The sequence below is a fragment of the Streptomyces sp. NPDC002324 genome, from assembly GCF_053593335.1.
Window position 1 is genome coordinate 26,604 of the sequence record NZ_JBSFCF010000021.1, and the last position, 23,697, is coordinate 50,300.

18 protein-coding genes are annotated in these 23,697 nt (G+C 72.2%); 5 read left to right on the plus strand and 13 right to left on the minus strand.

Annotated elements, in window-relative coordinates:
• Window positions 1-73: 73 nt before the first annotated feature.
• On the minus strand, window positions 74-1,033 hold the full coding sequence (locus tag ACWCRJ_RS25515) for a hypothetical protein (RefSeq protein WP_450941463.1): 960 nt from the start codon (window positions 1,031-1,033) through the stop codon (window positions 74-76).
• Window positions 1,030-1,830, minus strand: coding sequence for a phosphatase PAP2 family protein (locus ACWCRJ_RS25520; protein WP_450941464.1), 801 nt, complete (start codon window positions 1,828-1,830; stop codon window positions 1,030-1,032). Before ACWCRJ_RS25520 ends, ACWCRJ_RS25515 begins: the two co-directional genes overlap by 4 nt.
• Window positions 1,831-2,060: 230 nt before the next feature.
• Between ACWCRJ_RS25520 and ACWCRJ_RS25525 the strand changes: the two genes are divergently transcribed.
• Complete coding sequence (locus ACWCRJ_RS25525; RefSeq protein ID WP_450941465.1) at window positions 2,061-2,675, plus strand: TetR/AcrR family transcriptional regulator C-terminal ligand-binding domain-containing protein; 615 nt, start codon at window positions 2,061-2,063, stop codon at window positions 2,673-2,675.
• Window positions 2,676-2,875: 200 nt separating this feature from the next.
• On the opposite strand, the gene ACWCRJ_RS25530 is transcribed toward ACWCRJ_RS25525, so the two are convergent.
• Window positions 2,876-3,922 (minus strand): DUF2510 domain-containing protein, encoded by a 1,047-nt coding sequence (locus tag ACWCRJ_RS25530; RefSeq protein WP_450941466.1) that lies wholly within the window; start codon window positions 3,920-3,922, stop codon window positions 2,876-2,878.
• Window positions 3,923-4,477: 555 nt separating this feature from the next.
• On the opposite strand from ACWCRJ_RS25530, the gene ACWCRJ_RS25535 reads away from it, so the two are divergent.
• Window positions 4,478-7,150, plus strand: a complete 2,673-nt coding sequence (locus tag ACWCRJ_RS25535; RefSeq protein ID WP_450941467.1) for an ATP-binding protein — start codon at window positions 4,478-4,480, stop codon at window positions 7,148-7,150.
• Window position 7,151: 1 nt separating this feature from the next.
• Here the strand turns inward: ACWCRJ_RS25535 and pcaDC are convergent, their stop codons facing one another.
• The 5 genes from pcaDC to ACWCRJ_RS25560 all read right to left on the minus strand — a co-directional run bounded on the left by pcaDC (window position 7,152) and on the right by ACWCRJ_RS25560 (window position 11,364).
• Window positions 7,152-8,273, minus strand: coding sequence for a bifunctional 3-oxoadipate enol-lactonase/4-carboxymuconolactone decarboxylase PcaDC (pcaDC, locus tag ACWCRJ_RS25540; RefSeq protein ID WP_450941468.1), 1,122 nt, complete (start codon window positions 8,271-8,273; stop codon window positions 7,152-7,154).
• Window positions 8,270-9,706, minus strand: a complete 1,437-nt coding sequence (gene pcaB, locus ACWCRJ_RS25545; protein WP_450941469.1) for a 3-carboxy-cis,cis-muconate cycloisomerase — start codon at window positions 9,704-9,706, stop codon at window positions 8,270-8,272. The genes pcaDC and pcaB overlap by 4 nt, the downstream gene beginning before the upstream one ends.
• Entirely contained in the window at window positions 9,703-10,308 is a 606-nt protein-coding gene (gene pcaG / locus ACWCRJ_RS25550) for a protocatechuate 3,4-dioxygenase subunit alpha (protein ID WP_450941470.1), read from the minus strand. Before pcaG ends, pcaB begins: the two co-directional genes overlap by 4 nt.
• Before the next feature lie 6 nt (window positions 10,309-10,314).
• Window positions 10,315-11,088 (minus strand): protocatechuate 3,4-dioxygenase subunit beta, encoded by a 774-nt coding sequence (gene pcaH, locus ACWCRJ_RS25555; RefSeq protein WP_450941471.1) that lies wholly within the window; start codon window positions 11,086-11,088, stop codon window positions 10,315-10,317.
• 114 nt (window positions 11,089-11,202) lie between these two features.
• Window positions 11,203-11,364, minus strand: coding sequence for a hypothetical protein (locus tag ACWCRJ_RS25560; protein ID WP_450941472.1), 162 nt, complete (start codon window positions 11,362-11,364; stop codon window positions 11,203-11,205).
• A 297-nt stretch (window positions 11,365-11,661) separates the two neighbouring features.
• Between ACWCRJ_RS25560 and ACWCRJ_RS25565 the strand changes: the two genes are divergently transcribed.
• Window positions 11,662-12,123: a MarR family winged helix-turn-helix transcriptional regulator gene (locus ACWCRJ_RS25565; protein ID WP_450941473.1), complete on the plus strand. Its 462-nt coding sequence runs from the start codon at window positions 11,662-11,664 to the stop codon at window positions 12,121-12,123.
• Window positions 12,124-12,125: 2 nt separating this feature from the next.
• Here ACWCRJ_RS25565 and ACWCRJ_RS25570 read toward each other — a convergent pair whose 3' ends face one another.
• On the minus strand, window positions 12,126-13,130 hold the full coding sequence (locus tag ACWCRJ_RS25570) for a DUF3048 domain-containing protein (RefSeq protein WP_450941474.1): 1,005 nt from the start codon (window positions 13,128-13,130) through the stop codon (window positions 12,126-12,128).
• A 130-nt stretch (window positions 13,131-13,260) separates the two neighbouring features.
• Between ACWCRJ_RS25570 and ACWCRJ_RS25575 the strand changes: the two genes are divergently transcribed.
• Window positions 13,261-14,451, plus strand: a complete 1,191-nt coding sequence (locus ACWCRJ_RS25575; RefSeq protein WP_450941475.1) for a zinc-dependent alcohol dehydrogenase — start codon at window positions 13,261-13,263, stop codon at window positions 14,449-14,451.
• 45 nt (window positions 14,452-14,496) lie between these two features.
• Here the strand turns inward: ACWCRJ_RS25575 and ACWCRJ_RS25580 are convergent, their stop codons facing one another.
• A complete protein-coding gene (locus ACWCRJ_RS25580; protein WP_450941476.1) occupies window positions 14,497-15,573 on the minus strand; it encodes an ATP-dependent DNA ligase in 1,077 nt (358 codons plus the stop codon).
• 87 nt (window positions 15,574-15,660) lie between these two features.
• On the opposite strand from ACWCRJ_RS25580, the gene ligD reads away from it, so the two are divergent.
• On the plus strand, window positions 15,661-16,671 hold the full coding sequence (gene ligD, locus ACWCRJ_RS25585; RefSeq protein WP_450941477.1) for a non-homologous end-joining DNA ligase: 1,011 nt from the start codon (window positions 15,661-15,663) through the stop codon (window positions 16,669-16,671).
• 37 nt (window positions 16,672-16,708) lie between these two features.
• Here ligD and ACWCRJ_RS25590 read toward each other — a convergent pair whose 3' ends face one another.
• The 3 genes from ACWCRJ_RS25590 to ACWCRJ_RS25600 form a co-directional block, all read right to left on the minus strand.
• Window positions 16,709-18,835, minus strand: coding sequence for a HEAT repeat domain-containing protein (locus ACWCRJ_RS25590; RefSeq protein WP_450941478.1), 2,127 nt, complete (start codon window positions 18,833-18,835; stop codon window positions 16,709-16,711).
• Between the two features lie 100 nt (window positions 18,836-18,935).
• Window positions 18,936-21,143, minus strand: a complete 2,208-nt coding sequence (locus tag ACWCRJ_RS25595) for an OmpL47-type beta-barrel domain-containing protein (protein ID WP_450941479.1) — start codon at window positions 21,141-21,143, stop codon at window positions 18,936-18,938.
• Complete coding sequence (locus tag ACWCRJ_RS25600) at window positions 21,143-23,623, minus strand: ThuA domain-containing protein (RefSeq protein WP_450941480.1); 2,481 nt, start codon at window positions 23,621-23,623, stop codon at window positions 21,143-21,145. Before ACWCRJ_RS25600 ends, ACWCRJ_RS25595 begins: the two co-directional genes overlap by 1 nt.
• Window positions 23,624-23,697 lie beyond the last annotated feature (74 nt).

The following is a 23,697-nucleotide window of genomic DNA, read 5'->3' on the forward strand; positions in this document are numbered from 1 at the left end:
CGCCGGTGTGTGTCGGTGCCTCGGTGCCTCGGTGCCTCGGTGTACGCCGGTGGGTGCCTCCTCCCTGTCCGCTTCAGAGGGGAGTGAGGTGCCCGGGCGCCGTGCGGGGGAGCAGGGACGGTTCCGCCGGGGCGTGGTGGGGTTCCAGGGCCAGCACGGCCGCGACCGGGTGGTCCTCGTCCACGGGAGCGGGGTCCGTCGGCCGGACCTCGGCCCGCGGGGTCACCCGGGTCAGCAGCACCACGCCCCGCGCCGCGAGGGCCGCTCCCGCGACGGCGAGCGACACCCCGGCGACGCCGCCCCGCAGGCCCTCGCCGAGGAGGGTGAGGCCGATCACGGCGGCGGCCAGGGGGTTCGCCAGGGTCACGACCGCGAGGGGCCCGCCCAGACCCCCTCGGTACGCCGTCTGGGACAGCAGCAGGCCGCCCACCGCGAACGTGGCGACCAGGAGGGCCACCACGACGACCTCGGCGTCCAGGAGGGAGCCGGAGCGGTCGGTCGCGGCGACCGTGACGGTCTGGGTGAGCGCCGAGGCGACGCCCGAGGCCATGCCGGACGCGCCGGCGTGGCGCAGTCCGGGCCTGGTGCCGGGGCGGGAGAGGAAGCCGATGAGGGCGGCGGTCGCGCCGGCCACGGCGACGGCCTCCGGGACGCTCAGCACGTCGTCGGGGGCGGGCCCGGACGCGGCGATCAGGATCGCGGCGAGTCCCGCCAGCGTGAGCGCCGTGCCACGCCACTCCGTCGCGGTGACCCGGCGTCCGGCCAGCCGGGCCCCGAGCGGCACCGCCGCCACGAGGGTGAGCGCACCCAGGGGCTGGACCACGGTGAGGGGGCCGTACTTGAGGGCCACGACGTGCAGCAGCGCGGCGCCCGCGTTGAGCGCCACCGAAGCCCACCAGGCACCGCTGGCGAGCATCCGCCCGACGCCCGTGGCGGCGCCGCGGGAGGCGAGCCTCTCCTGCGCCACGGCGGCGGCCGCGTAGGCGACGGCCGAGACGAGGGACAGGGCGACGGCGACCAGGGTGGCGTTCATCGGCCCGCTCCCACCAGGACGGGCTCCTCGACCGGAGCGAGGGCCTTGGAGCGCTGCCCGGCGGTGGTGACCGTCCGGTGCGGCGGCGGGATCACGGCGAGGGCGGCGGCCAGCAGGGTGCCCGCCACGATCGCGTCGAGCCAGTAGTGGTTGGCGGTGCCGACGATGACGACCAGGGTCACCAGCGGGTGCAGCAGCCACAGCGCGCGCCACCGGGAGCGGGTCGCGGAGATCAGGCCGATCGCCACCACCAGCGCCCAGCCGAAGTGCAGCGAGGGCATCGCCGCGAACTGGTTCGCCAGGGCATCGGTCGTGGGCGCCGCCGAGTAGACCGTCGGCCCGTACACCTGTCCGGTGTCCACGAGACCGGCGACGTCCAGCAGCCGCGGCGGGGCCAGCGGAAACGTGAGGTGGAGCAGCAGGGCGGCGGCGGTGAGGGCGGTGAGAACCCGGCGCGCCCGGACGTAGTGCGCGGGCCGCCGCAGGTACAGCCAGACCAGGAAGGCCACGGTGGCCGGGAAGTGCACGGTCGCGTAGTAGACGTTCGCGAGGTGGACCAGCGTGTCGCCGTGCAGCAGCGCGGACTGGACGGAGCCCTCGTCCGGCAGACGCAGGAGCCGCTCCCGGTCCCACACCAGGTGGGCGTTGCGGTAGGCCTCGGCGGTGTGGCCGTCGGCCAGCGTCCGGCCGAACTTGTAGACGAGGAAGAGCCCTGCGACGAGCAGGAACTCACGGGCGAGCGGCGGCCGCACTGTCACGGCGGCCCGCTCCTCCACAGGCTCGGTGTGGCATTCCATCCCCGGCCCTTTCGCTGACGGCGCCGGTGGCGCTGGTTTCTCCTGGTGGTACGGACGATCGATACGCGGTGGTACCGATACGCGTAAGTACCGATACGAGAGTGTACCGATACGCCACTGTACCGAAACGGCAGGGTATCGATACGGCACTGTACCGATACGGCGGCGTTCCGGTACAGTGGCGTATCGACAGGCCTTTCGGCTGGGGACGACCGAAGGAGACACGAGTCATGACGTCGCAGGCAGCGGAGGGGCCGGAGACGGCCGTCGCCTCGCGCCGCTCCAAACTCACACCCGAGCGTGAGCAGGAGTTCTTCGACGCTGTGCTCGAACAGATCCGTGAGTGCGGCTACGACTCGGTGACCATGGAGGGCGTCGCCGCGACCACGCGGTGCAGCAAGTCGACGCTCTACCGCCAGTGGAGAACGAAGCCGCAGTTCGTGGCCGCCGCGCTGCGCGCGCGCCGCAGTGTCCGCTTCGCCGGCATTGACACCGGCACTCTCGCGGGCGACCTGCGCGAGGTCGCCCGGCACGCGGGAGCGGGCTATGTGCTGGAGGGGCGGCTGTTCCAGGCGCTCGGCCACGCCGCCGTACAGGACGACGAGTTGCGGACGGCCCTGCGGGACGCGCTGGTGGAACCGGAGATCGACGCGCTCCGCACGATGATCGCCCGGGGAGTGGCCAGGGGCGAGGTCGCTGCGGACCATCCGGCGCTGGAGTTCGTCCCGGCGCAGATCTTCGGCGTCCTGCGGGCCCGTCCGGTCCTGGACGGCCAGGACGCGGACGAGACGTACATCATCAAGTTCATGGAGGCCGCCGTGCTGCCCACGCTCGGCCTCGCCTGAGACTCGGGCCGCCGTCCGTGGCATCGATCCGGACGACGACCTGATCGCGCCGCACCGTGGGGACGGGGGCGGCGCGCACCCGGCCGGGTGGGGTTCCTCTGGAGCGGAGCGGAACCCCACCCGGCCACCTTTTCCGCCCGGCGGACGGAGCCTGGCAGGGGTGGGGGTAGGGGTGGGTGTGGGCGTGATGGTGCGAAGAATCACACGCCCTGACCGCTGCCGCCCCCGCTGATCGACGCCTTCTTGATGCCCTTGGTGATCTCGTCGATGACCGACTGCTTGGGTGCCTTGTCGCTCACGTCGACGCCGAAGCGGACCACGACGAGCCGGGCGGAGTCGGCCGGGGAGGGGAAGGCCAGCGACTCGACGTAGCCGTCGTCGCCCTTGCCCGTGACCACCTTCCAGCGGACGTAGTACCCCTTCTCGCCGGCCACGGTCACCGCCTTGGACGCCAGCTCCTGGTGGGAGGTGATCTTCCCGTAGCCCTCGGTGCCGTAGGCGTCCTCGGCGGCCTGGGAGATGTCCTCCTTGGCCGCCGCCTCGGCCGTGGTGGCCTTCAGTTTCAGCAGCTCGGCGGGTGAGGAGTAGGCACCGCCGCGCGTGCAGGTCTTGGTGGCGTCGGCCGGGCACTTGTACGACGCCTCCGTCGTCACCTGCGCACCGGACTGCAGGGGCCCGCCGAGCCAGCCGTCGGGCACGGGGAGACTGATGCCGCTGGTCGCGTCGGTGGCGTACCCGTCCTCGACCTGCGGGGGCTGCCCGGAGTCGTCCGGCCCGGGGGTCCGGCCGTCCGACCCGCCCGACCCACCGGGTCCGCCCCGACCGCCGTCGTCGCCGCCCCGGCCGCCGTCGTCGCCCCGGCCGTTCTGCCCGCCGGAGCCCTGGGACGTCGTACTGCCCTCGCTCCCACCGTCGTCGCCGGCCAGCGCGTACACCCCCACCCCGATGCTGACCAGCACCGCGGCCGCCACGGCGACGGCTATCCCGATACGGAGGCCGCGCCGGGGAGCGGGCGCGGGGTACCCGGGATACCCGGGGTACCCCCCGGCTGCCGTCGGGTACGGTCCCGCACCCGGCGGGTACGGTCCGCCACCCGCCGGGTAGGCCGGAGGCCCGAACCCCGCGGCCGAGCCCACGGGCCGGATCTGGTCCGTCCACGCCTTGCCGTCCCACCAGCGCTCGGTGGCGGGCGCGTCACTTGTCTGGCCGGGGTCGGGGTACCAGCCGGGAGGAGTTGCCTGCGTCATGGTGCAACCGTATGAGGCCGGAGTGAAAACCGGATGAGAGGGGACGCCTATCGGCGCGCCCGCGGCCTGATTTCCTGCCCGGACCGGTCAATTCCTGAGCCGATCCTCCTGCTTTCCTCGCCTAACGTCTCATTTCGATGCCTACCGGCCGATTTCCGCACCATCGAACCGAGTTCGACGACGACGGCCCTCTGGTGGTCGGCGGTTCGGGCGACGGCCGAACACCCGCCCGCCCCCAACGGCCCACCGACCGCGCGGACAGCCGGAGTGGTCCGGACATTTCGAACGCCTCGCCACCGCCGATGACAGTTCTTCCGGGGTCGGCGTTCCATACTCGGGAGGATTCACCGACGGCGGGAAGCCGGCCTCGCGGCCCAGGCAGTTGACTGCCCATCACTCACAACGCGGCAGGTGGGCGACCATATGCGTCGTCCTGGAGCCCTCTCCTGTCACCCGACACGGCAATAGGTGCCCGGTCCGGCCTCCACGTCGGCAGTCGGAGGGCTACGCTCAATGACCTGTACGTCGTCAGGGCGGCGCTGGGGAGGTAACGGGATGACGCAGGGACGGTCCGATCCGGCCACCTCGGCCTCCCTGTGGGAGCGCGAAGCGGAGAACGGCGCCATCAGCCAGGCGATCGACGAACTCCGTGTCGACAAGGCGTCCCCGGGGACTGTCCTGGTGTTCAGCGGTGAGGCGGGCATCGGCAAGACCGCTCTCCTCTCCGAGGCCCGCCGGATAGCCGCGGAGCGGGGCTGCGTCGCTTGGTACGCGCGCGGTGGCGAGACCGTCACGTCCGTCCCCTTCAATGTCGTACGGCAGCTGCTGCAGCCCGCGTTGATCGGACTGATGGAAGAAGAGGTCCGGGAGTATTTGGGCGACTGGTACGACATCGCCGGACCCGCGCTCGGACTCACGGAGCCGGGTGAGGGCCCGGCCGACCCGCAGGCTGTGTGCGACGGACTGGTCGCCGTCGTGAACCGCCTCTCCCGGCGGAGCTGGCCGCTCGTACTCCTGATCGACGACGCCCACTGGGCCGACCAGGAGACCTTGCACTGGCTGTCCGCGGTGACCGGACGCCTCACGGAGATGTGCGTCCTCGTCCTGGTGGCCCGCCGTCCCGGCGAGGCCACCGGAGACGGCAGCCGTCATCTCGCCGAGGTCGCCTCCAAGGCCCGCCCGGTCCCCACGCTCAGGTCGCTCACTCCCGATGCCACCGCCGGGCTCACCCGCGCCACGGTCGGTGAACACGCCGACGATCCGTTCTGCCGCGAAGTGTGGGCCGTGACGGGCGGCAACCCGTACGAGACCGTCGAACTCCTCGCGAAGGTGCAGGACAGTGAACTGGAACCGGCCGAGGGCTCCGCGGCCGAACTGCGAGCCCTGAACCGAACGGCACGAGGCCGCGGTCTCGTCGCCCGTCTCGAAACACTCGGCGTCGACGCCACCCGCTTCGCCTGGGCGGCGGCCATCCTGCACACCGGCATCTCCGTGGAGATCGTGGCCCGGCTCGCCTCCCTGAGCCCACAGACGGCGGCGGAGTGCGCCGAACTGCTGACCGCGGCCCGAATCCTCACCGAATCCAGTCCCGTCAACCGGCGGGCCGAGGACGGCGATCTGGAGTTCGTGCACCCGCTGATCGCCACCGCGGTCTACAAGTCGATCCCGCCGGGTATCCGCACCGCGTTCCACGGCGTGGCGGCGACGGTCGTCAGCGAGTCCGGGCGGGGCGCCGCGGCGGCCTCCCGCCATCTCGTCGAAGTGCACGCCGACGGCGACCCCGAACTGGTCGAGCAGTTGCGCGCCGCCGCGCGCGAGCACCTCGCCGTGGGCGCCCCGGACGCCGCCCGCCGCTGTCTGGAGCGTGCTCTGAAGGAGCCGCCGCAGCAGGAGGTCCGCGTACGTGTGCTGTACGAGTTGGGCTGTGCCACCCTTCTCACCTCGCCCGCCACCACCGTGGAGTACCTCCGCTCTGCGCTCGCCGAGCCCGGCCTGGACAGCTCCGAGCGCGTGGACGCGGTCTTCCGCCTCTCCCAGGCGCTGCTCCACAACGACCAGTTGGAGGAAGCGGTCCGCACGGTCGACGCGGAGGCCGCGCGGCTGGAACCGGGCCCGGCGCGGATGCGGCTCCAGGCCGCCCACTACATGTGGGAGGTCATCCACGCCGACGTGGAGCTCTCGCCGACGCACTCCCAGGAGCTGTCCGCCCTCGCCGCGGCCTGTACGGGGAGGGACAACTCCGAGCGCGCGCTGCTCATTCTGCGCGGCTTCGACGCGGTGGTGCGCGGCGAGAGCGCGGAGGAGGTCGTCGAGTTCTGCGACCGTGCGCTCGTCAACGGCAGACTGGCGCCGGGGCTTGGCTGGACCGACAGCGAGTGGGACATCGAGCTGCCGCTGATGCTGGCCATCGCGTACGCCTACGCGGACCGGCTCGACCGGGCGGAGAGCCTCTACACCGAAGCACTGCGCACCTATGAGAGTGCCGGGTGGAGCGGCGGGCATCTCGCCCTGGCCCACGCCTACGTGGGCCACGGACATCGCCTGCGGGGTCGTCTCCGGGAAGCCGAGGAGGCGTTGCGCAAATCGCTGGCCTTCGCCGAGCGGGTCGGCCGCGGGCTCCCTCTGCATTGGTCGTCGACCTGCAACCTGGTCGACACCCTGCTTGCCCGTGGCCATGTCCAGGAGGCCTGGGCGGTCGCCGAGGAACACGGCTTCGCGCCTCCGTACCCGTCGACCGTCGTGCTGCCGGACCCCCGTTCCGTACGGGGCCGGCTGCTCCTCGCCGTCGGCCGCACCAAGGACGGCATCAACGAACTGGAGGCCGCGGAGAAGGCGGCGGCGGCCAGGGGCCACCACAACACGGTCATCGCACCCTGGGGCGCGGATCTCGCGCGTGCCCTCGCTTCCGAGGACCCGCGCCGCGCCGCCGAACTCGCCGTGAGCGTCCGCCGTCGTGCCGAACGCCTCGGCACGGACACCGCCATCGGCGAGGCCCTCCGCGTCGAGGCCTTCCTCGCCACCGGCAAGCAGGCCGCCTCCCTGTATGCCAAGGCCGTCACCTACTTGGCGGACTCGCCCGCGGCCTACGAACACGCGGCGGCCCGCGTCGACTACGGCATCGCCATCCGCTCGGCCGCCGAACTCAACCGGGGCCTGGCCCTCGCCGAGTCCTGTGGCGCCGACGGTCTGGTCGAACGGGCGAGGAAGGCATTGGACCAGCTCGTGTGAATCAGCCCCGCTCCTCCTCCGCCAGCACCCGCTGAGCCGTGGCGAACGCCGAGTTCGCCGCAGGCACCCCGCAGTACACGGCCGTCTGGAGGAGGACGGCGCCGATCTCCTCCGGGGTGAGGCCGTTACGGCGGGCGGCTCGGATGTGCATGGCCAGTTCGTCGTAGTGGCCGTGGGCCACCAGGGCGGTCAGGGTGATCAGGCTGCGTTCGCGGCGGGACAGGGTGGGGTCGGTCCAGATCTCGCCCCAGGCGTATCGGGAGATGAAGTCCTGGAAGCGGGCCGTGAAGGGCGTCTGCCGGGACTGGGCGCCGTCGACGTGTGTGTCGCCGAGGACCTGGCGGCGCACTTCCATACCGCGTCTCGCGTAGCCGTCGAAGTGCCCGCGCAGCGCGGCCAGGACGGCTTCCGGGCGCTCGGCGGGGGCGAGATGGGACGCGCCGGGGATCTCCGTGAGCGACGCTCCCGGCACCGCGTCGGCGATCTCCCGCAGATGCGCGGGCGGCGTCGCCGGGTCCTGCCGGCCGGCGACGAGGAGCGTGGGCGCGGTGATGTCCGGCAGGTCCCCGCGGATGTCGAACGAGGCGAGCGCGTCGCAGCAGGCGGCGTACGCCTCCGGGTCGGCGGCGCGGTGGTCGTCGACCAGCTCCGGCACGGTGAAACCGGGCGTGAACCAGCGCGCGTCGGCGGTCTCCGCGAGCCCCGCCAGCCCCTCCCGGCGCACCAGCTCCGCACGCTCCCGCCAGGGCCGGGCCCCGTTGAAGTGGGCCGAAGAGCAGATCACGGCGAGGGACGAGACGCGTTGCGGGTGGTGCGCGGCCAGGTGCAGACCGACCGCGCCGCCCAGGGACACCCCCGCGTACGCGAACCGTTCGACGCCCAGCGCGTCCGCCAGGGCCAGCACCAGCGCGGCCAGGTCTCCGACCGTCGCACCCGGAGCGAGCAGGTCGGCGGGGGAGTCGCCGTGCCCCGGCAGGTCCCAGCGGATCACCCGGTGCGTGACCGACAGCTCGGGCGCCACCTTGTCCCACAGTCTGGTCGAGGTGCCGAGGGAGGGGCCGAGCAGCAGTGGGGGAGCGGAAGTCGGGCCCTCCGCGCGGTGATTGAGCATCGAGTCGGTCAACGTCGCTCCAGGGCACGGTCGGTGAGGGCTCCGGCGGAGCCGGTGTAGTGCGTGGGGTCGGTGAGATCCGTCAGGTCGAGGTCTCGCAACTCCGGTTCCTCGGCGAGCAGTTCGGCCAGCGGGCGGCCCTCGGCGTGGACCCGCCGGGCCACCCGCGTCAGCAGCTCCTTTGCGCGGGCTCTGCCCAGCACCGGAGCCAGCTCGGCCGCCAGCCGCTCGGAGACGATCAGCCCGTGGGTGAGGTGCAGGTGGGCGCGCATCACGCCGGCGTTCACCCGCAGCCCCCGCGCGAGGTCCACCGCGTCCCGCGCCGCGCCCCCGACCAGCCGCAGCAGGTCACGCAACGGCTCCCACTCGGCGTGCCACGCCCCGGCCGGCCGCTCGTCCTCGGCGACCGGCGCGCCGTACAGCGTCGCCGCCAGCTGGGGCGCCCGCCGGGCCGCCGCCGCGATCAGCGTGGACCGTACGGGGTTCGCCTTGTGCGGCATCGCCGACGAGCCGCCCCCACTGCCCTCGGCGACCTCCGCGATCTCCGTACGGGCCAGGGTGAGCACATCCGCCGCGATCTTGCCGAGGGCACCCGCGGTGAAGGCCAGCGCCCCGGCGAGGTCCGCGATCGGGGTGCGCAGGGTGTGCCAGGGCAACTCCGGTTCACGCAGGCCGAGTTCACCGGCATACGCGGCGACGAGTGCGCGCGTGTCGACCTGGGTGTCCGACGGGGCCGGGGAGTCCGCCGAGGCGGCCTCGCTGCCACCCTCGGCCGCGGCCTCACTGTCGGTCCCGGCATCGGCCCCGCTCTCGGCGCCGGTCGCCCTGAAGACGGTGAAGGCCGCCAACGTGCCCGCCGCGCCCCCGAGTTGGGCGGGCAGGCTCGCCCGTACGACCGCGAGCCGGTCCCGGGCGTCCAGGACCAGCGAGCGCCAGCCCGCCGCCTTCAGCCCGAAGGTCGTGGGCACGGCGTGCTGGGTGAGGGTGCGGCCCGGCATCGCGGTGTCCCGGTGCGTGGCGGCGAGGGCGGCCAGCGCGGACTCCGTACGGCCGAGGTCGGCCAGGATCAGGTCGAGGGTGCGGGCGGCGACCAGCATCGTGGCCGTGTCCATGATGTCCTGGCTGGTCGCGCCACGATGGACGTACGGACCGTACGCGTCGCCCACCGCCTCGGTGAGGTCCGCGACCAGCGGGATCACCGGGTTGCCGCCGCCGCGGGCCCGTTCCGCGAGGGCGGTCACGTCGAAGGTGGCGGTGTCCGCCGCCGAGGTCACCGCGGGTCCGGCCGCGGCGGGGACCAGCCCCAGCGCGGCCTGGGCGCGGGTCAGCGCGGCCTCGGCGTCGAGCAGTGCCCGCAGGTAGGCGGTGTCACCGGTCGACGACGCGGCCGGGGAACCGGTCCACCCGGGGGCGAGCAGACCGGTGTCGACATCGGCAGAAGTCACTGGAACTCCAGGAAGACCGTCTCGCCTTCGCCCTGAAGGCGGATGTCGAAACGGTAGGTGCCGTTGCCCTGCTCCTCGGCGATCAGCGTGCCCCGGCGCGCCTCGTCCACCCGGGCGAGCAGCGGGTCGGCGCTCAGCGCCGCCTCGTCGCCCGGCAGGTAGATCCGGGTGAACAGGTGGACCAGCAGGCCACGCGCGAAGACGCACACGCTGAGGTACGGCGCGTTGCGCCCGCGTGCGCCGGGGCGCAGCGTACGGGCCGTCCAGTGCCCGTTGGCGTCGGTCTGGACGCGGCCCCAGCCGGTGAACTCCACGCCGTTGCGGCCGAGGAAGCCGCCGCTCGCCGGGTCGCGCCGCATGGAGCCGTCGACCCGGGAGAGGTTGCCGTCCGGATCCGGGCCCCACAGCTCCAGGAAGGCGTCCGGCAGCGGGTTGCCCTCGCCGTCGAGGACGTAGCCCTGGAGCGCGATCGTGTCGGGGTGGCCCACGGGGGCGATGTCGCCGCCGCCACGGAAGGGCAGGGCGTGGCCGTAGAAGGGCCCGACCGTGTGGGACGGGGTCGGGAGCACCGTTTCGGGGCGGCTGGTGTCGATCTTCGTCATGGCAGGTCAGCGTCCTTCTTCGATCCAGGTGGCCTGCGGGCCGTCGAGCACGATGTCCCAGGCGTAGCCCATCGAGAACTCCGGCACGGACAGACTGTGGTCGTAGGTCGCGACCAGCCGCTGCCGGGCCGCGTCGTCCGTCACCGACTGGATGATCGGGTCGTAGGGGAACAGCGGGTCGCTCGGGAAGTACATCTGCGTCACGAGCCGCTGGGTGAACGCCGAGCCGAAGATCGAGAAGTGGATGTGGGCCGGCCGCCAGGCGTTGAGGTGCTGGCGCCACGGGTACGGGCCCGGCTGGATCGTCGTGAAGTGGTAATGACCGTCGTCGTCCGTCAGCGTGCGGCCGACACCCGTGAAGTTCGGGTCCAGCGGGGCGTCGTGCTGCTCGCGCTGGTGGGCGTAGCGGCCGGCCGAGTTGGACTGCCAGATCTCGACCAGCTGGCCGCGCAGCGGGCGCCCGGCGCGGTCGAGGAGCCTGCCGGAGACGGTGATGCGCTCACCGATCGGCTCGCCGTCGTGCTGCCGGGTGAGGTCGTTGTCGATCTCGGTGATGTCCCGCTCCCCGAAGGCGGGGGAGGACAGCTCCACCAGTTCCGGGTCCTTGGTGACGTCGATCCCGACGGGCGGCTGCTTCGGGTGCCGCAGCACCGAGGACCGGTAGGGGGCGTAGTCCCGGCGCGGCTGATGCTCCACGGGCGCGCCGTCGGCGACGCGCTTGGCGTAGGCGGCGTGTTCCGCGGCGATCTCTTGGTCGATGTCGTGCTGGGTGAGGGTCATGGGCTGTCCCTGGGTTCCTGACGTTCATGTCGAAGGGTGAAGGGTCGATGTCGCGCCCGTCAGGGGCGCGCGGGGGAGCCGCGCGACCAGCTCCCGCCTGTGGTCCGCAGCTTCTTACGTCGCCGCAGCGGAGCGTCGGCGCTCCGGAACGAGGGCGAGCGTCCCGGCCGGCCCCGCACCGGAGGCGCCCGGCGGATGGCCGGGGGCGACGGCGTGTGTCGCGCCGTCCGGCACATCGGCCACCGCCTCCGGGGCGGTGGCGACCACCTTGTCCATCCGCGGGGGCCCCTCTCGTCCGCGCCCCCGGTGAAGCAGTTCATCAGGGCACTGAGCATTTAGGTGAAGTTTCGTTCACGCTGCCACTCGTCGGTCCCCTCGTCAAGACCTGACGGAACGACCGTGTCACGTGTGTGCGCGGACCTGGACAGGCGCTGTCCGGTGGCGGATATTATTCCGTGCACGTACGAATCGACGTGCATGTACGCATCGCCGTCGGTGATCCACGGACGGCGGCGCGCACTGTCCGACTCACCCGACGCACAGTGTCCGACTCATCCGAGCCGAGGAGCGAACATGGCCGCGGTGGACCTCTCCGCCCACCCCGGGCACCTGGCCCGACGGCTGCAACAGGCCCACTACCTGCTGTGGAACGTGATGGTCTCCGAGGAGATCACCTCGCCGCAGTTCGCGGTCCTCAACACCCTCGTCGCCGAGCCGGGGCTCGACCAGCGCTCGGTGGGGGAACGGGTGGGGCTCGACCGCTCGACCATGTCCGAGGTCATCAGCCGGCTCGGGCGCCGGGGCCTGCTCGACAAGGTGCGCGATCCGCAGGACGGGCGGCGATCCCTGCTCCGGCTCACGGAGGACGGCGTGCGGACGCATCGCAGGCTCACGGTGCGGACGGCCCGGATGAACCAGGTGTTCCTGGCGCCGTTGTCTCCGGACGAGCAGGACATGTTCTTCCGGCTGATACGACGGGTCGCCGACGCGGCCGAGGAACTGCGCAGTCCGGCCGAGCCGCCGGGCGCCCGGTAGCCTCACGCCTTCGCGTACACCACCCACACCTGGCCCCGCGCGAAGTTCATCGGCTCGCCGTCCGCCGTCGTGAAGGCCGTGCCGTCCGCCGGGGTCTTCCGCTCCCAGCGGGTGTCGAAGACCCGGCCGTCCCGCAGGACCTCCGCCCGGCCCGAGCCGACCGTCTGCGTGTACGGGGTGTTGTTGCCCAGATAGTCGTGGAAGCGGGACTCGCGGATCGTCACGTGCTGGACCACGACCGTGGCCGGGGCGACACGGGTGCCGTCGGTGGTGACCGCCCGGGTGCCGTCCATGGAGACCTCCCAGCGACGGCTCTCCTGCGACCAGGCGAAGGTGAAGCGGGCCGCCGGATAGCGGACGGTGCGGGAGTCCTCGGGCGTGCCGCCGTCGGGGGCGGCACCGTAGCGGAAGCCGGTGGTCAGGGCTTCGGCGCCGGGTGGGGAGTCGATCAGTTCCTTCGGGCGCAGATACAGGTTGTGCGGGACCGGCTTCTCGTCGCCGCGGAAGTACGCGCCCTGGGCGTCCTCGGGAGTCTCCGCGTGCAGCGGCGCCCGGTCTATCAGCGGAAGGAGCTTGCCCTGCGCGCCCGAGAAGGCCAGGGTCGGCTCGTCGAACTGGCGCAGCAGCTCCAGATCGGATTCGCGGGCGCTGCGCACGGGGCCGACGCTCTCCGGGAAGGTCGTCGCGTAGACGGCCATCAGGCGGCTGAGACCGCCCTCGACCTGCTCGGCGTAGACGATGTCGGCGGCGTCGAGGCCGGTCTGGGGACGGGCGGCGGAGACATTGTCGATCTTCACCGCGAGGACGGAACCCACGGGCGGCGCGCTTGTCCGGTCGTCCCGGCCGCCGTCGCTCCGCCCGCGTCCGTCGTCGCCGTCCGGCCCGGTCACCGTGCACCCCGCCAGCAGTGCGGCCGCGGCCAGGGCGGGGAGCAGCGCCCCTCTGCGCGCGCGGCGCCCCGCCCGCCGCGCGCGGGGTCTTCCGCGTACCGTGCTCGTTCCGTCCATAGTGTCTTCGATTGTGCGCTTATCCGTTGATGAATGGCTATACCGGTTCGTTTCTGACTGGTTCGGCGAGGAGGTGCCGGGTACCCGTGCGGAACTTGCTGACCGAGGCAGGGAACGGAGTGTGGGCGCGATGAAGGCAGTGACGTGGCAGGGCAAGCGGGACGTCCGCGTGGAGACCGTGCCCGATCCGGTGATCCAGGAGCCGACGGACGCGGTCATCCGGATCACGTCCACCGGGCTGTGCGGCTCCGACCTGCACCTGTACGAGGTGCTCACCCCGTTCATGACACCGGGCGACATCCTCGGGCACGAACCCATGGGCATCGTCGAGGAGGTCGGCGCCGGCGTGCCCGACCTGGCGGTCGGGGACCGGGTGGTCGTGCCGTTCCAGATCGCCTGCGGTGCCTGCTGGATGTGTCTCACCGGACTCCCCACCCAGTGCGAGACCACCCAGTGCACCGGCGAGGGCATGGGGGCCGCCCTCTTCGGCTACACCCGGCTGTACGGTGCCGTGCCGGGTGCCCAGGCCGAGTACCTGCGCGTCCCGCAGGCCCAGTTCGGGCCGATCAAGGTGCCGCACGGGCCCTCCGACGACCGGTTCCTGTACCTCTCCGACGTCCTCCCCACCGCCTGGCAGGCGGTCGAGTACGCGCACATCCCGCCCGGCGGCAGCGTCGCCGTGCTCGGCCTCGGGCCCATCGGGGACATGGCCTGCCGGGTGGCCCTGGAACGCGGTGCCGAGCAGGTGTTCGGGATCGATCTGGTGCCCGAGCGGCTGCGCCGGGCACGGGAACGGGGCGTCGAGACGTTCGACCTCCGGGACTACGAGGACGAGAAGGATCTGGTCGGCGCGGTCCAGGACCGGACCGCCGGACGCGGACCCGACTCGGTGATCGACGCCGTCGGCACCGAGGCCCATGGCAGCGCGGCGGCCCGGCTCGTCCAGAACACGGCCGGACATCTGCCCCGCGCGCTCGGCGCGCGCATCGCCGAGCACTTCAGCGTGGACCGGCTGGCCGCCCTCTACACGGCCATCCACCTCGTACGCCGTGGCGGCACCATCTCCCTCTCCGGCGTCTACGGCGGCAAGGTCGACCCGCTGCCGCTGCTCACCATGTTCGACAAGCAGATCCGGCTGCGCATGGGCCAGGCGAACGTCCGCACCTGGACCGACGACATCCTGCCCCTCCTCACGGACGGCGACCCCCTGGGCGTCGACGACTTCGCCACCCACCGGGTGCCGCTGAGCGACGCCCCGCACGCGTACGAGATGTTCCAGCGCAAGGAGGACGGGGCGATCAAGGTCGTGATGGAGCCCTGATACGGGCCTCCCCGCCCGCGACGCGCCCGGCGCCGCGGCTGCCCGTCAGGGCCCGGTGCCGGGGCCGAGGATCTCCGCCAGGTCGTAGGTGACCGGCTCCTCCAGCTGCCCGTAGGTGCAGCTCCGCGCCGTACGGTCCGGGCGCCAGCGGCGGAAACGGGCCGTGTGGCGGAAGCGGACACCGTTCTCCATGTGGTCGTACGCGACCTCGGCCACCCGCTCCGGCCGCAGCGGCACCCAGGAGAAGTCCTTCTTCGCCGACCACCGGCTCGGTGCCCCCGGCAGCCGGGCCGTCTCGTGCGCGGCCTCCTCGGACCAGGCGGCCCAGGGGTGCTCCCGGGCATCCTCCAGGCGCCACGGCTCCAGTTCGTCCACCAGCTCCGCGCGCCGCTTCATGGGGAAGGCCGCGCAGACGCCGATGTGCTGGAGGGCGCCGGCGCCGTCGTAGAGGCCCAGGAGCAGGGAGCCGACCACCGGCCCGCTCTTGTGGAAGCGGTAGCCGGCGACCACCACGTCCGCCGTCCGCTCGTGCTTGATCTTGAACATCGCCCGTTCGTCCTGCCGGTAGCGCAGATCGAGCGGCTTGGCGATCACTCCGTCCAGGCCCGCCCCCTCGTACTGCTCGAACCACTGCTCGGCCAGCTCGCGGTCCGTGGTCGCCGGAGCCACATGGACCGGAGCCGTCACCCGGGACAGGGCCAGCTCCAGCAACGCGCGGCGGTCGGTGAGCCGCACGTCGAGCAGCGACTCGTCGTTCAGGGCGAGCAGGTCGAAGGCCACGAACGAGGCCGGCGTCGTCTCCGCCAGCATGTTCACGCGCGACGCGGCAGGGTGGATGCGCTCGGTCAGGGCGTCGAAGTCCAGCCGCCCGCCCCGCACGATCACGACCTCACCGTCCATCACACAGCGCTCCGGCAGCCGCTCCCGCAGGGCCTCCACCAGCTCCGGAAAATACCTGGTCAGCGTCTTGCCCGTACGGCTGCCGATCTCCACCTCGGGCCCGTCGCGGAACACGATCGCCCGGAACCCGTCCCACTTCGCCTCGTAGTGCATGTCCGGCGGGACCTTCGCCACGGACTTGGCGAGCATCGGTTTCACGGGCGGCATCACCGGCAGATCCATGCTCCGATTCTGCGACCGCGGTGCAGGTGTCGCGCGGTGGATGCACCCGGTATGCGGCTTTCCTCCGTTCCGCCTACCGTGGCTCGCATGGGCGAAGCGGTGGAGCTGGAGGCTGCGGGGCGGACGGTACGGCTGTCCAGCCCGGGGAAGATCTTCTTCCCCGAGCGCGGCTTCACCAAGCTGGACCTCGCGCGCTACTACATCGCCGTAGGACCCGGCATCCTGCGGGCCCTGCGCGACCGGCCCACCACGCTGGAGCGCTACCCGGAGGGGGTCGCGGGCGAGAACTTCTTCCAGAAGCGGGCACCCAAGAACATGCCCGACTGGATTCCCACCGCCCACATCACCTTCCCCAGCGGCCGCAGCGCCGACGAGATGTGTCCCACCGAGGTCGCCGCCGTAGTGTGGGCGGCGCAGTTCGGCACGCTCACCTTCCACCCGTGGCCGGTCCGCCGCGGCGACGTCGACCGCCCCGACGAACTCCGTATCGACCTCGACCCCCAGCCCGGCACCGACTACGCGGACGCGGTACGCGCCGCGCACGAACTGCGCGAGGTCCTGCACGAGTACGGCGGGCTGCGCGGCTGGCCCAAGACCTCCGGCGGCCGCGGCCTGCACGTCTTCGTGCCGATCCGGCCCGACTGGACGTTCACCCAGGTGCGCCGGTCGGCCATCGCCGTGGCCCGCGAACTGGAGCGCCGGATGCCGGAGCAGGTGACCACGGCCTGGTGGAAGGAGGAACGCGGCGCGAAGATCTTCGTCGACTACAACCAGACCGCCCGCGACCGCACCATCGCCTCCGCCTACTCCGTACGACCCCACCCACACGCGCCCGTCTCCGCGCCCCTCATCTGGGACGAGGTGGGCGTCGCCGTGCCGCGCGACTTCGACCTGGGGACGATGCCGGCGCGCTTCGCGGAGGTCGGCGATGTCCATGCCGACATGGACGAGCACGCGTTCTCCCTGGAGGCGCTGCTGGAGCTGGCGGCGCGGGACGAACACGACCACGGGCTCGGGGATCTGCCGTATCCGCCGGAGTACCCGAAGATGCCGGGCGAGCCGAAGCGGGTGCAGCCGAGCAGGGCCAGGAAGGCGTGAGACGCGGACCGGGTCGCTTCAGCCGCACCCATGCCGGTCACCCGGTGCCCCGCCCCGCGTCGGTCTCCGCGTCGCTCTCCAGTGCGGCCACCATCTGGCGGCAGTCCCTCAGCAGCTCCTCGTCGGCGGTGATGTCCTGCCGCGGACCGGCCGACCCGTCGTGGTGATGGCGGCGCGGTGACGCCAGCTCCGCCCGGAGCAGGGGGAGCGCCGGTGCCGCGGCGGCGCCCATTTCCGTGAGGCAGGCGGCCAGGGACGGCCGGGACCTCGGATCGGCGGTCCAGTGGGGGAGGAGGCGGGGCAGTGCCGCGTCGATGTCGCCCGTCACCTGCCAGAAGGTGACCGCCGCACGTGCGGTTTCCTCCGTCGTACGCAGGAGGTCGCCCAGGGGCGCCGCGGCCGGACCCAGGGTGCCGAGCAGCCGCAGGGCGACGTCACGGGTGGAGGCGTCGTCGGACTCCAGACCGGTCCGCAGGGCCGGCAGTGCCGTCGCGCTGTCCCCTGTCGTCGCCCACAGGGCATGGGCCGCCGCCAGGCGGGTGTCGGCGGACCCGGCGCCATGGGTCAACTCCCTGAGCAGCGGTGCCGTTTCGGCCGCCGCCTCGCCGTACCGGGACAGGGCCCGCAGCACGCACCACTGGGTCGTCCGGCTGTCCCCGCCCGCGCGGAGCCGGTCGACGAGCAGGGCCGGCGACTCGGCGTGGGCGATCAGACCCAGGGCGCCGACGAGCCGGTCCCCGGTGGTGCTCCGGTCGTCCGGTCCGAGCGCGGCGAGCCGTTCGTGCAGCACGGGGCCCAGCTCGGCGGCGGTGTCGTGGTCGAAAGCCCGGAGCCACCGTTCGAGGTGCGGGGGCAGCTCGGGGAGCCGGGCCACCACGGAGCGCACCGCGTTCGCCACGCGCTCGTCGCCCTGGAGCGCGAGCAGGTCGATGGCCCTGCCGAACGCCATGTCGTCCCAGGACAGGCCGCTCTCGTCGCCTCTGCGGCGCTCCGCGAACTCCGTGAGGAAGTCCACCACGTCGTCGGTCACGACACGGGTGATCGGAGCGAGAGTGCGCAGTTCCCCCAACGCGGCCCGGCACAGCGCGAGTTCGGGCGCCCGAAGCTGCCGGGCGAGCGCGATGACCGGTTCGTCGTCCGGGGCACGCCACCCCCGCAGTACCTCACCGCACATGGCGATCGCCCGCATGCGCTGCTCCCGGTCCGGGCTGCCGAGCTGGTCGACCAGCAGCGGGAACCGTATGTCGGTCCGGTCCTCCAGACCGCGATGGAGCCTGCGCAGAATGTCGGGGGTCTCGTCGTCGTGGTCGGCCTCCGTGCGACGCGTGGCCTCCAGCTCGCGCAGATGCGACACCAGGGTGTCCGTCCGGGGGCGCTCGGACGGGGGCCGGGCCGTCCCGGCGGCGGCCGCCTTCCGCTCGTGGGCGTGCCGCATCACCCCGACGGCGATCTCCACGGTGTTCTCGGGCAGCCGGTCGGGGGCGCTGCGCGCCAGGTGATCCAGAGCGCTCAGCCGTGCCTCGGGGGCACAGTCGTCCGATCGCGCCGCCGCCCCCAGCACGGCCCCCGCCTCCTCCGCCAGACGCTCCCCGTGTCTGACGGCCAGCTCCCCGACCGCGTCCACCAGAGCCCGCTGTGCCTCCGGCTCCCGCTCGTGCGGCAGCCGCGCGCCCAGCGCGGCGAAGGCCCGCACCGGATCGGGGTGCAGCTGTGCCAGCGCCTCGGCGGCCGCCGCGCGCACGTCCGCGTCCGGGTCGGCCAGCAGCCCGAGGAAGGCGTCGGCACGCCCCCGGACCTTTTCCCAGGCGTCCAGGAACGGCTGGACGTACGCCGCGTCCTCCTCCTCGTCCTCGAAGATGCCGCCGATCTCCCGCGGATCGGGTTTCTCCTCGCCCGCGATGCTGCACAGCAGGTACACGATCGCGGCGCGGTCGGCGAGTCCCTCCCACGCGGCCAGCTCGAACAGGAACGGGATGCACACCACGGTGCTGCCGTAGACGTCCCCCTGGTGATGCACGGCCCCGTACATGCCGTCCAGCGCGATGTCCCGTTCTGCGGGGTCGTCCGACGCCAGGCCCCGCAGCAGGTCCGGTACGTCGGTCGCCGAATCGGTGTACGCATGCCCCAGCGACGCCCAGTCGACGTCGTCGATCCCCGTGAGCACAAAGCCTCCCCGTCGCACAGCCGTGGCGTACGGCAGCCACTGATCACAGCTTGCCGTACGCCACTGACAACGGGCCGGGCCGGAGCGGTCCCGGGAGTCCCTACAGTTCCTTGATCCTGACGTCCCGGTAGGAGACGACGTCCGTCGTGCCGTGCACCTGGAGGCCGAGGTGGCCCGAGGCGAACCGGCGCCCGTCGGTGCCCGGGTCGTCCGCGCGGGGCGGGGCGAAGTCCTGGCCGCCGGTGTTGTCGAACTCGTTGATCAGCACGCCGTTGCGGTAGACCGAGTAGTGCTGGTCGACCACGCGGATCTCGTAGTCGTTCCAGGTGCCCTTCTGGGTGACGCCCGCGCCGGCGAGCCCCACCCGGTCGAAGCCGTAGACCGACCCGGTCTTGTACATGTCGCCGTCGGGCCGGTCGAAGACCTGCACCTCATGGCCGTACTTGATGGCCACCCACTCCGGCCGTGACTCCTCCGGGTGGTCGTGGACCCCGGGGAAGCGGACGAACACACCGGAGTTGGCGTTGCCCGTGCCGGGCGCGTCGTCACGCCACTGCAGGCGCAGCGAGAAGTCGCCGTACTTCCGCTCGGGGAACCACAGCATGCCGAGGCCGGCCTTCGTGGTGCCGGAGGTGATCGAGCCGTCGGCGTTCCGGGCGAACGAACCGCCGCCCACCTGCTGCCACTTGGCGAACGACTCGGCCGTGCCGTCGAGGATCGTGCGATAGCCCTCCGTCTGGCCGGGCCTGCCGATGCCGGACTCCGCCGCCGCCTCCCGTACGGCGGTGTGCTCGCGCGGGTCGACGACCCCGTCCTTGAGCAGCCTGCCGAGGACGGTGTCCACGTGCTTCAGGAACAGGGCGTGGGACGTCCACTCCTTCTCGTCCTCGATCAACTCGTTGATGCGGCACCGGTTGTCGGTCACCCGGTTCGGCACACCCGAGTCGACCGTGCCCACGAAGACGGTCAACCGCTCGTCGTACTCGGCGCAGTTGGGGGCCGGAACCCCGCCGCCCGCGGCGACGGTGAAGCTCACCGACCGCGCGGTGGCCGTGTTGCCCGCCTTGTCGCTCGCCCGGTAGGTCACCGTGTGGGTGCCCGCCCGGTCGACCACCACGGGCGCGGTGTAGGCGAGATAGGGGCCGCCGTCCAGTGCGTACTCGACCGCGGCGACACCCGAACCGCCGTGGTCGCTCGCGCTGACGGTGACCTTCGCACTCCTGAGGTACGCGCCGGCGGAGTTCCGTTCGCCCTCGACGGTCGCGCCCGTCACCGGGGGAGTGGTGTCGGCGGCGGGCGGGGCGACGACGGTGAAGGAGACGTTCTTCTCGGCCGCGACGTTGCCCGCCTTGTCCGTGGCCCGGTACCGCACCTTGTGCGTGCCGGCCTCGTGCACCATCACGGGCGTGGTGTACGGCTGCCAGGCCCCCGAGTCGCCGAGCGCGTACTCGATGGTGTTGACGCCCGATCCGGTGTCCGACGCGGTGACGGTGACGGTGGCCATGGACACGTAGTCGCCCTGCGGGTTCTTCTCGCCGGCCACTGTCGCCGAGGTCTCGGGCGCGGTCGTGTCGTCCGTCGGCGGTGCCACGACCGTGAACCCGACGTTCTTCTCGGCCGCCGTGTTGCCGGCCTTGTCGACCGCGCGGTAGCGGACCTTGTGCGTGCCGACCCGGTCGATCACCAGGGGCGCCGTGTACGGCAGCCAGGCGCCGTCGTCGCCGACCGCGTACTCGACCCGCTCGACCCCGGAGCCGCCCGTGTCGGTCGCCTTCACCGTCACCGACGCCGATCCGACGTACGCGCCCTGCGCGTTCCGCGTCCCGGCGACCTCGGCCGACGTCTGAGGCGCGGTGGTGTCCTCGCCGGTGCCCTCCGTCACCACGAGGATGCCCTGCATCTGACCGTGCCCGGGGATCGTGCAGTAGTACCGGTAGCGGCCCGGGGTGAGCGTGACCTCGGTGGTGTGCCGGCCCGCCTGGTCGTCGCCGGGGTTGGCCAGGATGTTGAGCGGGACGTCGTTGTTGTACTCCGGGTCGGAGACGTCGAACGTCAGGGTGTGCGGCATCCCCATGGTGTTGCCGGTCGCCCTGCTGTTCTCGAAGACGATGGTGGTGGGGCCAGCCACCGCGGTCTGCGGGACGGTCAGGTACTTGGTGATGTCGTCACCGGCGGTCCAGGTCAGCACCTGGGCGGCCGCGTCCGGGGCCGGTGCCTGTCCCGTGCGGCCGGACGCGGGTGTCGAGGTGAGCACGAGCACCATCAGCAGGGCCGCCAGCAGGGTCACCCACACGTGTCTTTCCCGCATCACTCCGCCTTCCTCGCCAGCTCGTCGGCCGCCGGTGTGGGACCGCCGCCCGTGTAGGTGACGCGCCACAGTGCCGACTTGGCGTCCGAGGTGAAGAACCCGCGTCCGTAGTCGAGGACGTACAGCGCGCCGTCCGGTCCGAACTTCCAGTCCATGAGGTTCCTGATGCCGTCGGCCCCGACGGGCACGATCTTCTTCAGCGACTCCGCGTGGACCGGGAGCCCGCCGCTGCCCTGGTTCTTCGGGTCCATGACCACCGCGTGGCGCGGCTGGTCGGCGTCGTAGAAGTCGCCGACGAACCACTTGCCGTCCCAGTAGGCGGGCCAGCGAGCCGAGTTGTCGCCGGAAGCGGAGTACCGGTAGACCGGCCCGTTCATCGTGGCCTGGCCGCCACCCTTGAGCCACGGCAGCAGGTACTTCGCCTCCTCGTTCCTGTACGAGGGCAGGCCGCTTGCGTCCCGGGGGAAGTCGGGGGCGCCTCCCTGCGGCGAGTACCAGATGTTGTTGCCGGTCACCGGGGGCAGGTTGACGAGCCCGTCGTTGTTCGGGGACTCGTTCTTCGGGTGGTCGCAGTCGTACCAGCCCAGCGGCTTCGACGGGTCCGGCAGATTACGGTCCCGGTAGGGCTGCTCGTTGCCCATGCAGTACGGCCAGCCCTGGTTGCCGGCCTCGGTGATGGCGGCGAAGGTGTCGTACTTCGCCGGGCCCCAGGTCGTCGAGGGCGCGCCGGCGTCCGGGCCGACCCAGCCGGCGTAGAGGACGTCCGTCTGCCGGTCGACGAAGATCCGCGCGGGGTTCCTGACGCCCATCACATAGATCTCACCGCGGGTCTTGCCGCCGCCCTCGGCGGTCTCCTCGCCGGTGAAGAGGTTGCCCGCGGGCAGGGTGTAGGTGCCGTCGGGCTCCGGGTGGATGCGGAGGATCTTGCCGTTGAGGTTGTTGGTGTTGCCGGCGGTGCGGCGCGCGTCGGCGAACGAGAGGCCCTTGTAGTTCGGTTCGGGGTTGTTGCCCGAGTAACCACCGCTGAATCCACTGGAGTTGTTGTCACCGGTGGCGATGTACAGGTTGCCCTCGGAGTCCCAGGTCATCCCGCCGCCGGCGTGGCAGCAGCTGTGGATCTGCACCGGCCACGCGAGCAGGGTCTTCTCGCTGCCCAGGTCGAGCTTGTTCGTCGTGAGGTCGAGGGTGAAGCGGGAGACGCGGCGCTCGGCCGTGCGGGTGTCGCGGTCGATGCGGGAGTGCGGGGTGTAGTGGAGATACACCCAGCCGTTCTGCTGGAAGCCCGGGTCCAGCTCGATGCCCAGCAGGCCCTCCTCGACCTTGATCAGCTCGTCGCCGCCGCCCTTGTTGCCGAAGACGGTGAGCGCGCCGGCGAGGGTGACCTGCTTGGTCTTCGGGTCGTAGACGTGGATCTCGCCCTTGCCCCTGCCGATGTCGGGGTTGTTCCAGTCGGTGACCACGGGCCTGGACGAGTCGGCGCCGCCCCGGCCGATGTAGAGGACCCGTCCGTCGGGCGCGGTGACCAGGCCGTGCGGCTCGCCGATCTGGTCGTTCTGCCCCGGCTGGTTGGGCCGGGTCAGCCGCTCGGCCTTGTAGTTGGCGTCGATGGTGGCCTTGCAGTCGGCCCGCGCCAGGCGGGAGGTCCACAGCAGGGCGCCACGCAGATGCGTGCGGAAGTCGGTCTCGTCGTACGCCGAGACGGTCCCGCCCATACCCGTGTAGAAGGAACGGCCGCCGTCGTAGTCACGGCACCAACTCACCGGGTGGTCCCAGCCGTTGGCGCTGGTTCCCGGCTGATACGTGGACTCGCGGACCCGGGCAACGGTGTGCACCGTGCCGGACGGGTTCTTCGTCCAGTTGAGCCACTTGTCCGGCCGCTTCCACTGCACGGGCAGATCCTTGGTGGCCGGATGCCGCCGGTCGCCCACCTCGACGGTCGCCCGCTGTACGCCCGCCGGGCTCGACGCGGCCGGGCGGGCTCCGATCAGGCCCGTGAACCAGTCCGAGTACGGCTCGGCGCGGGCCGCGTCATGGACGCCGACGAAACCGCCGCCCGCCTCCATGTAGGTCTCCAGCCCCGCCTCCTGCTCGGGATCGAGGACGTCACCGCCGCCGGTGAGGAAGACGACGGCGTTGAACCCGCTCAGCCGGTCCTCGTCGGTGAAGACGGACGCGTCACCGGTGGCGACCACCCCGAACCGCTCGGAGGCCGGACCCGACAGACCGATCCGCTCGATCGCCTCGATCCCGGCGTTCACGACGGGCGGTTCGTCCCCGGCCGCCGCGGAGCCGTGGAAGATCAGCACCCGGGGTCCGGACCCGCCCGGCGGCGACTTGATCGACATCGTTGTCAACGGCGGTTCCGGCGCCTGGCCCGCGTGGGCCGCGGGGCCCGCCAGGAGCCCCGCGGTGACGACCGAAGCGGTCAGCGTGGCCGCCCAGGCCCGTCTCTTGGCGTCGCTCAACCCTCGTAAGTACATGGGCACCTCCTCGGTCACAGCAACGGCGCCATGGAAGCTAGCCCCCATTTGCACGGCTCGCCAAGACCTATGAC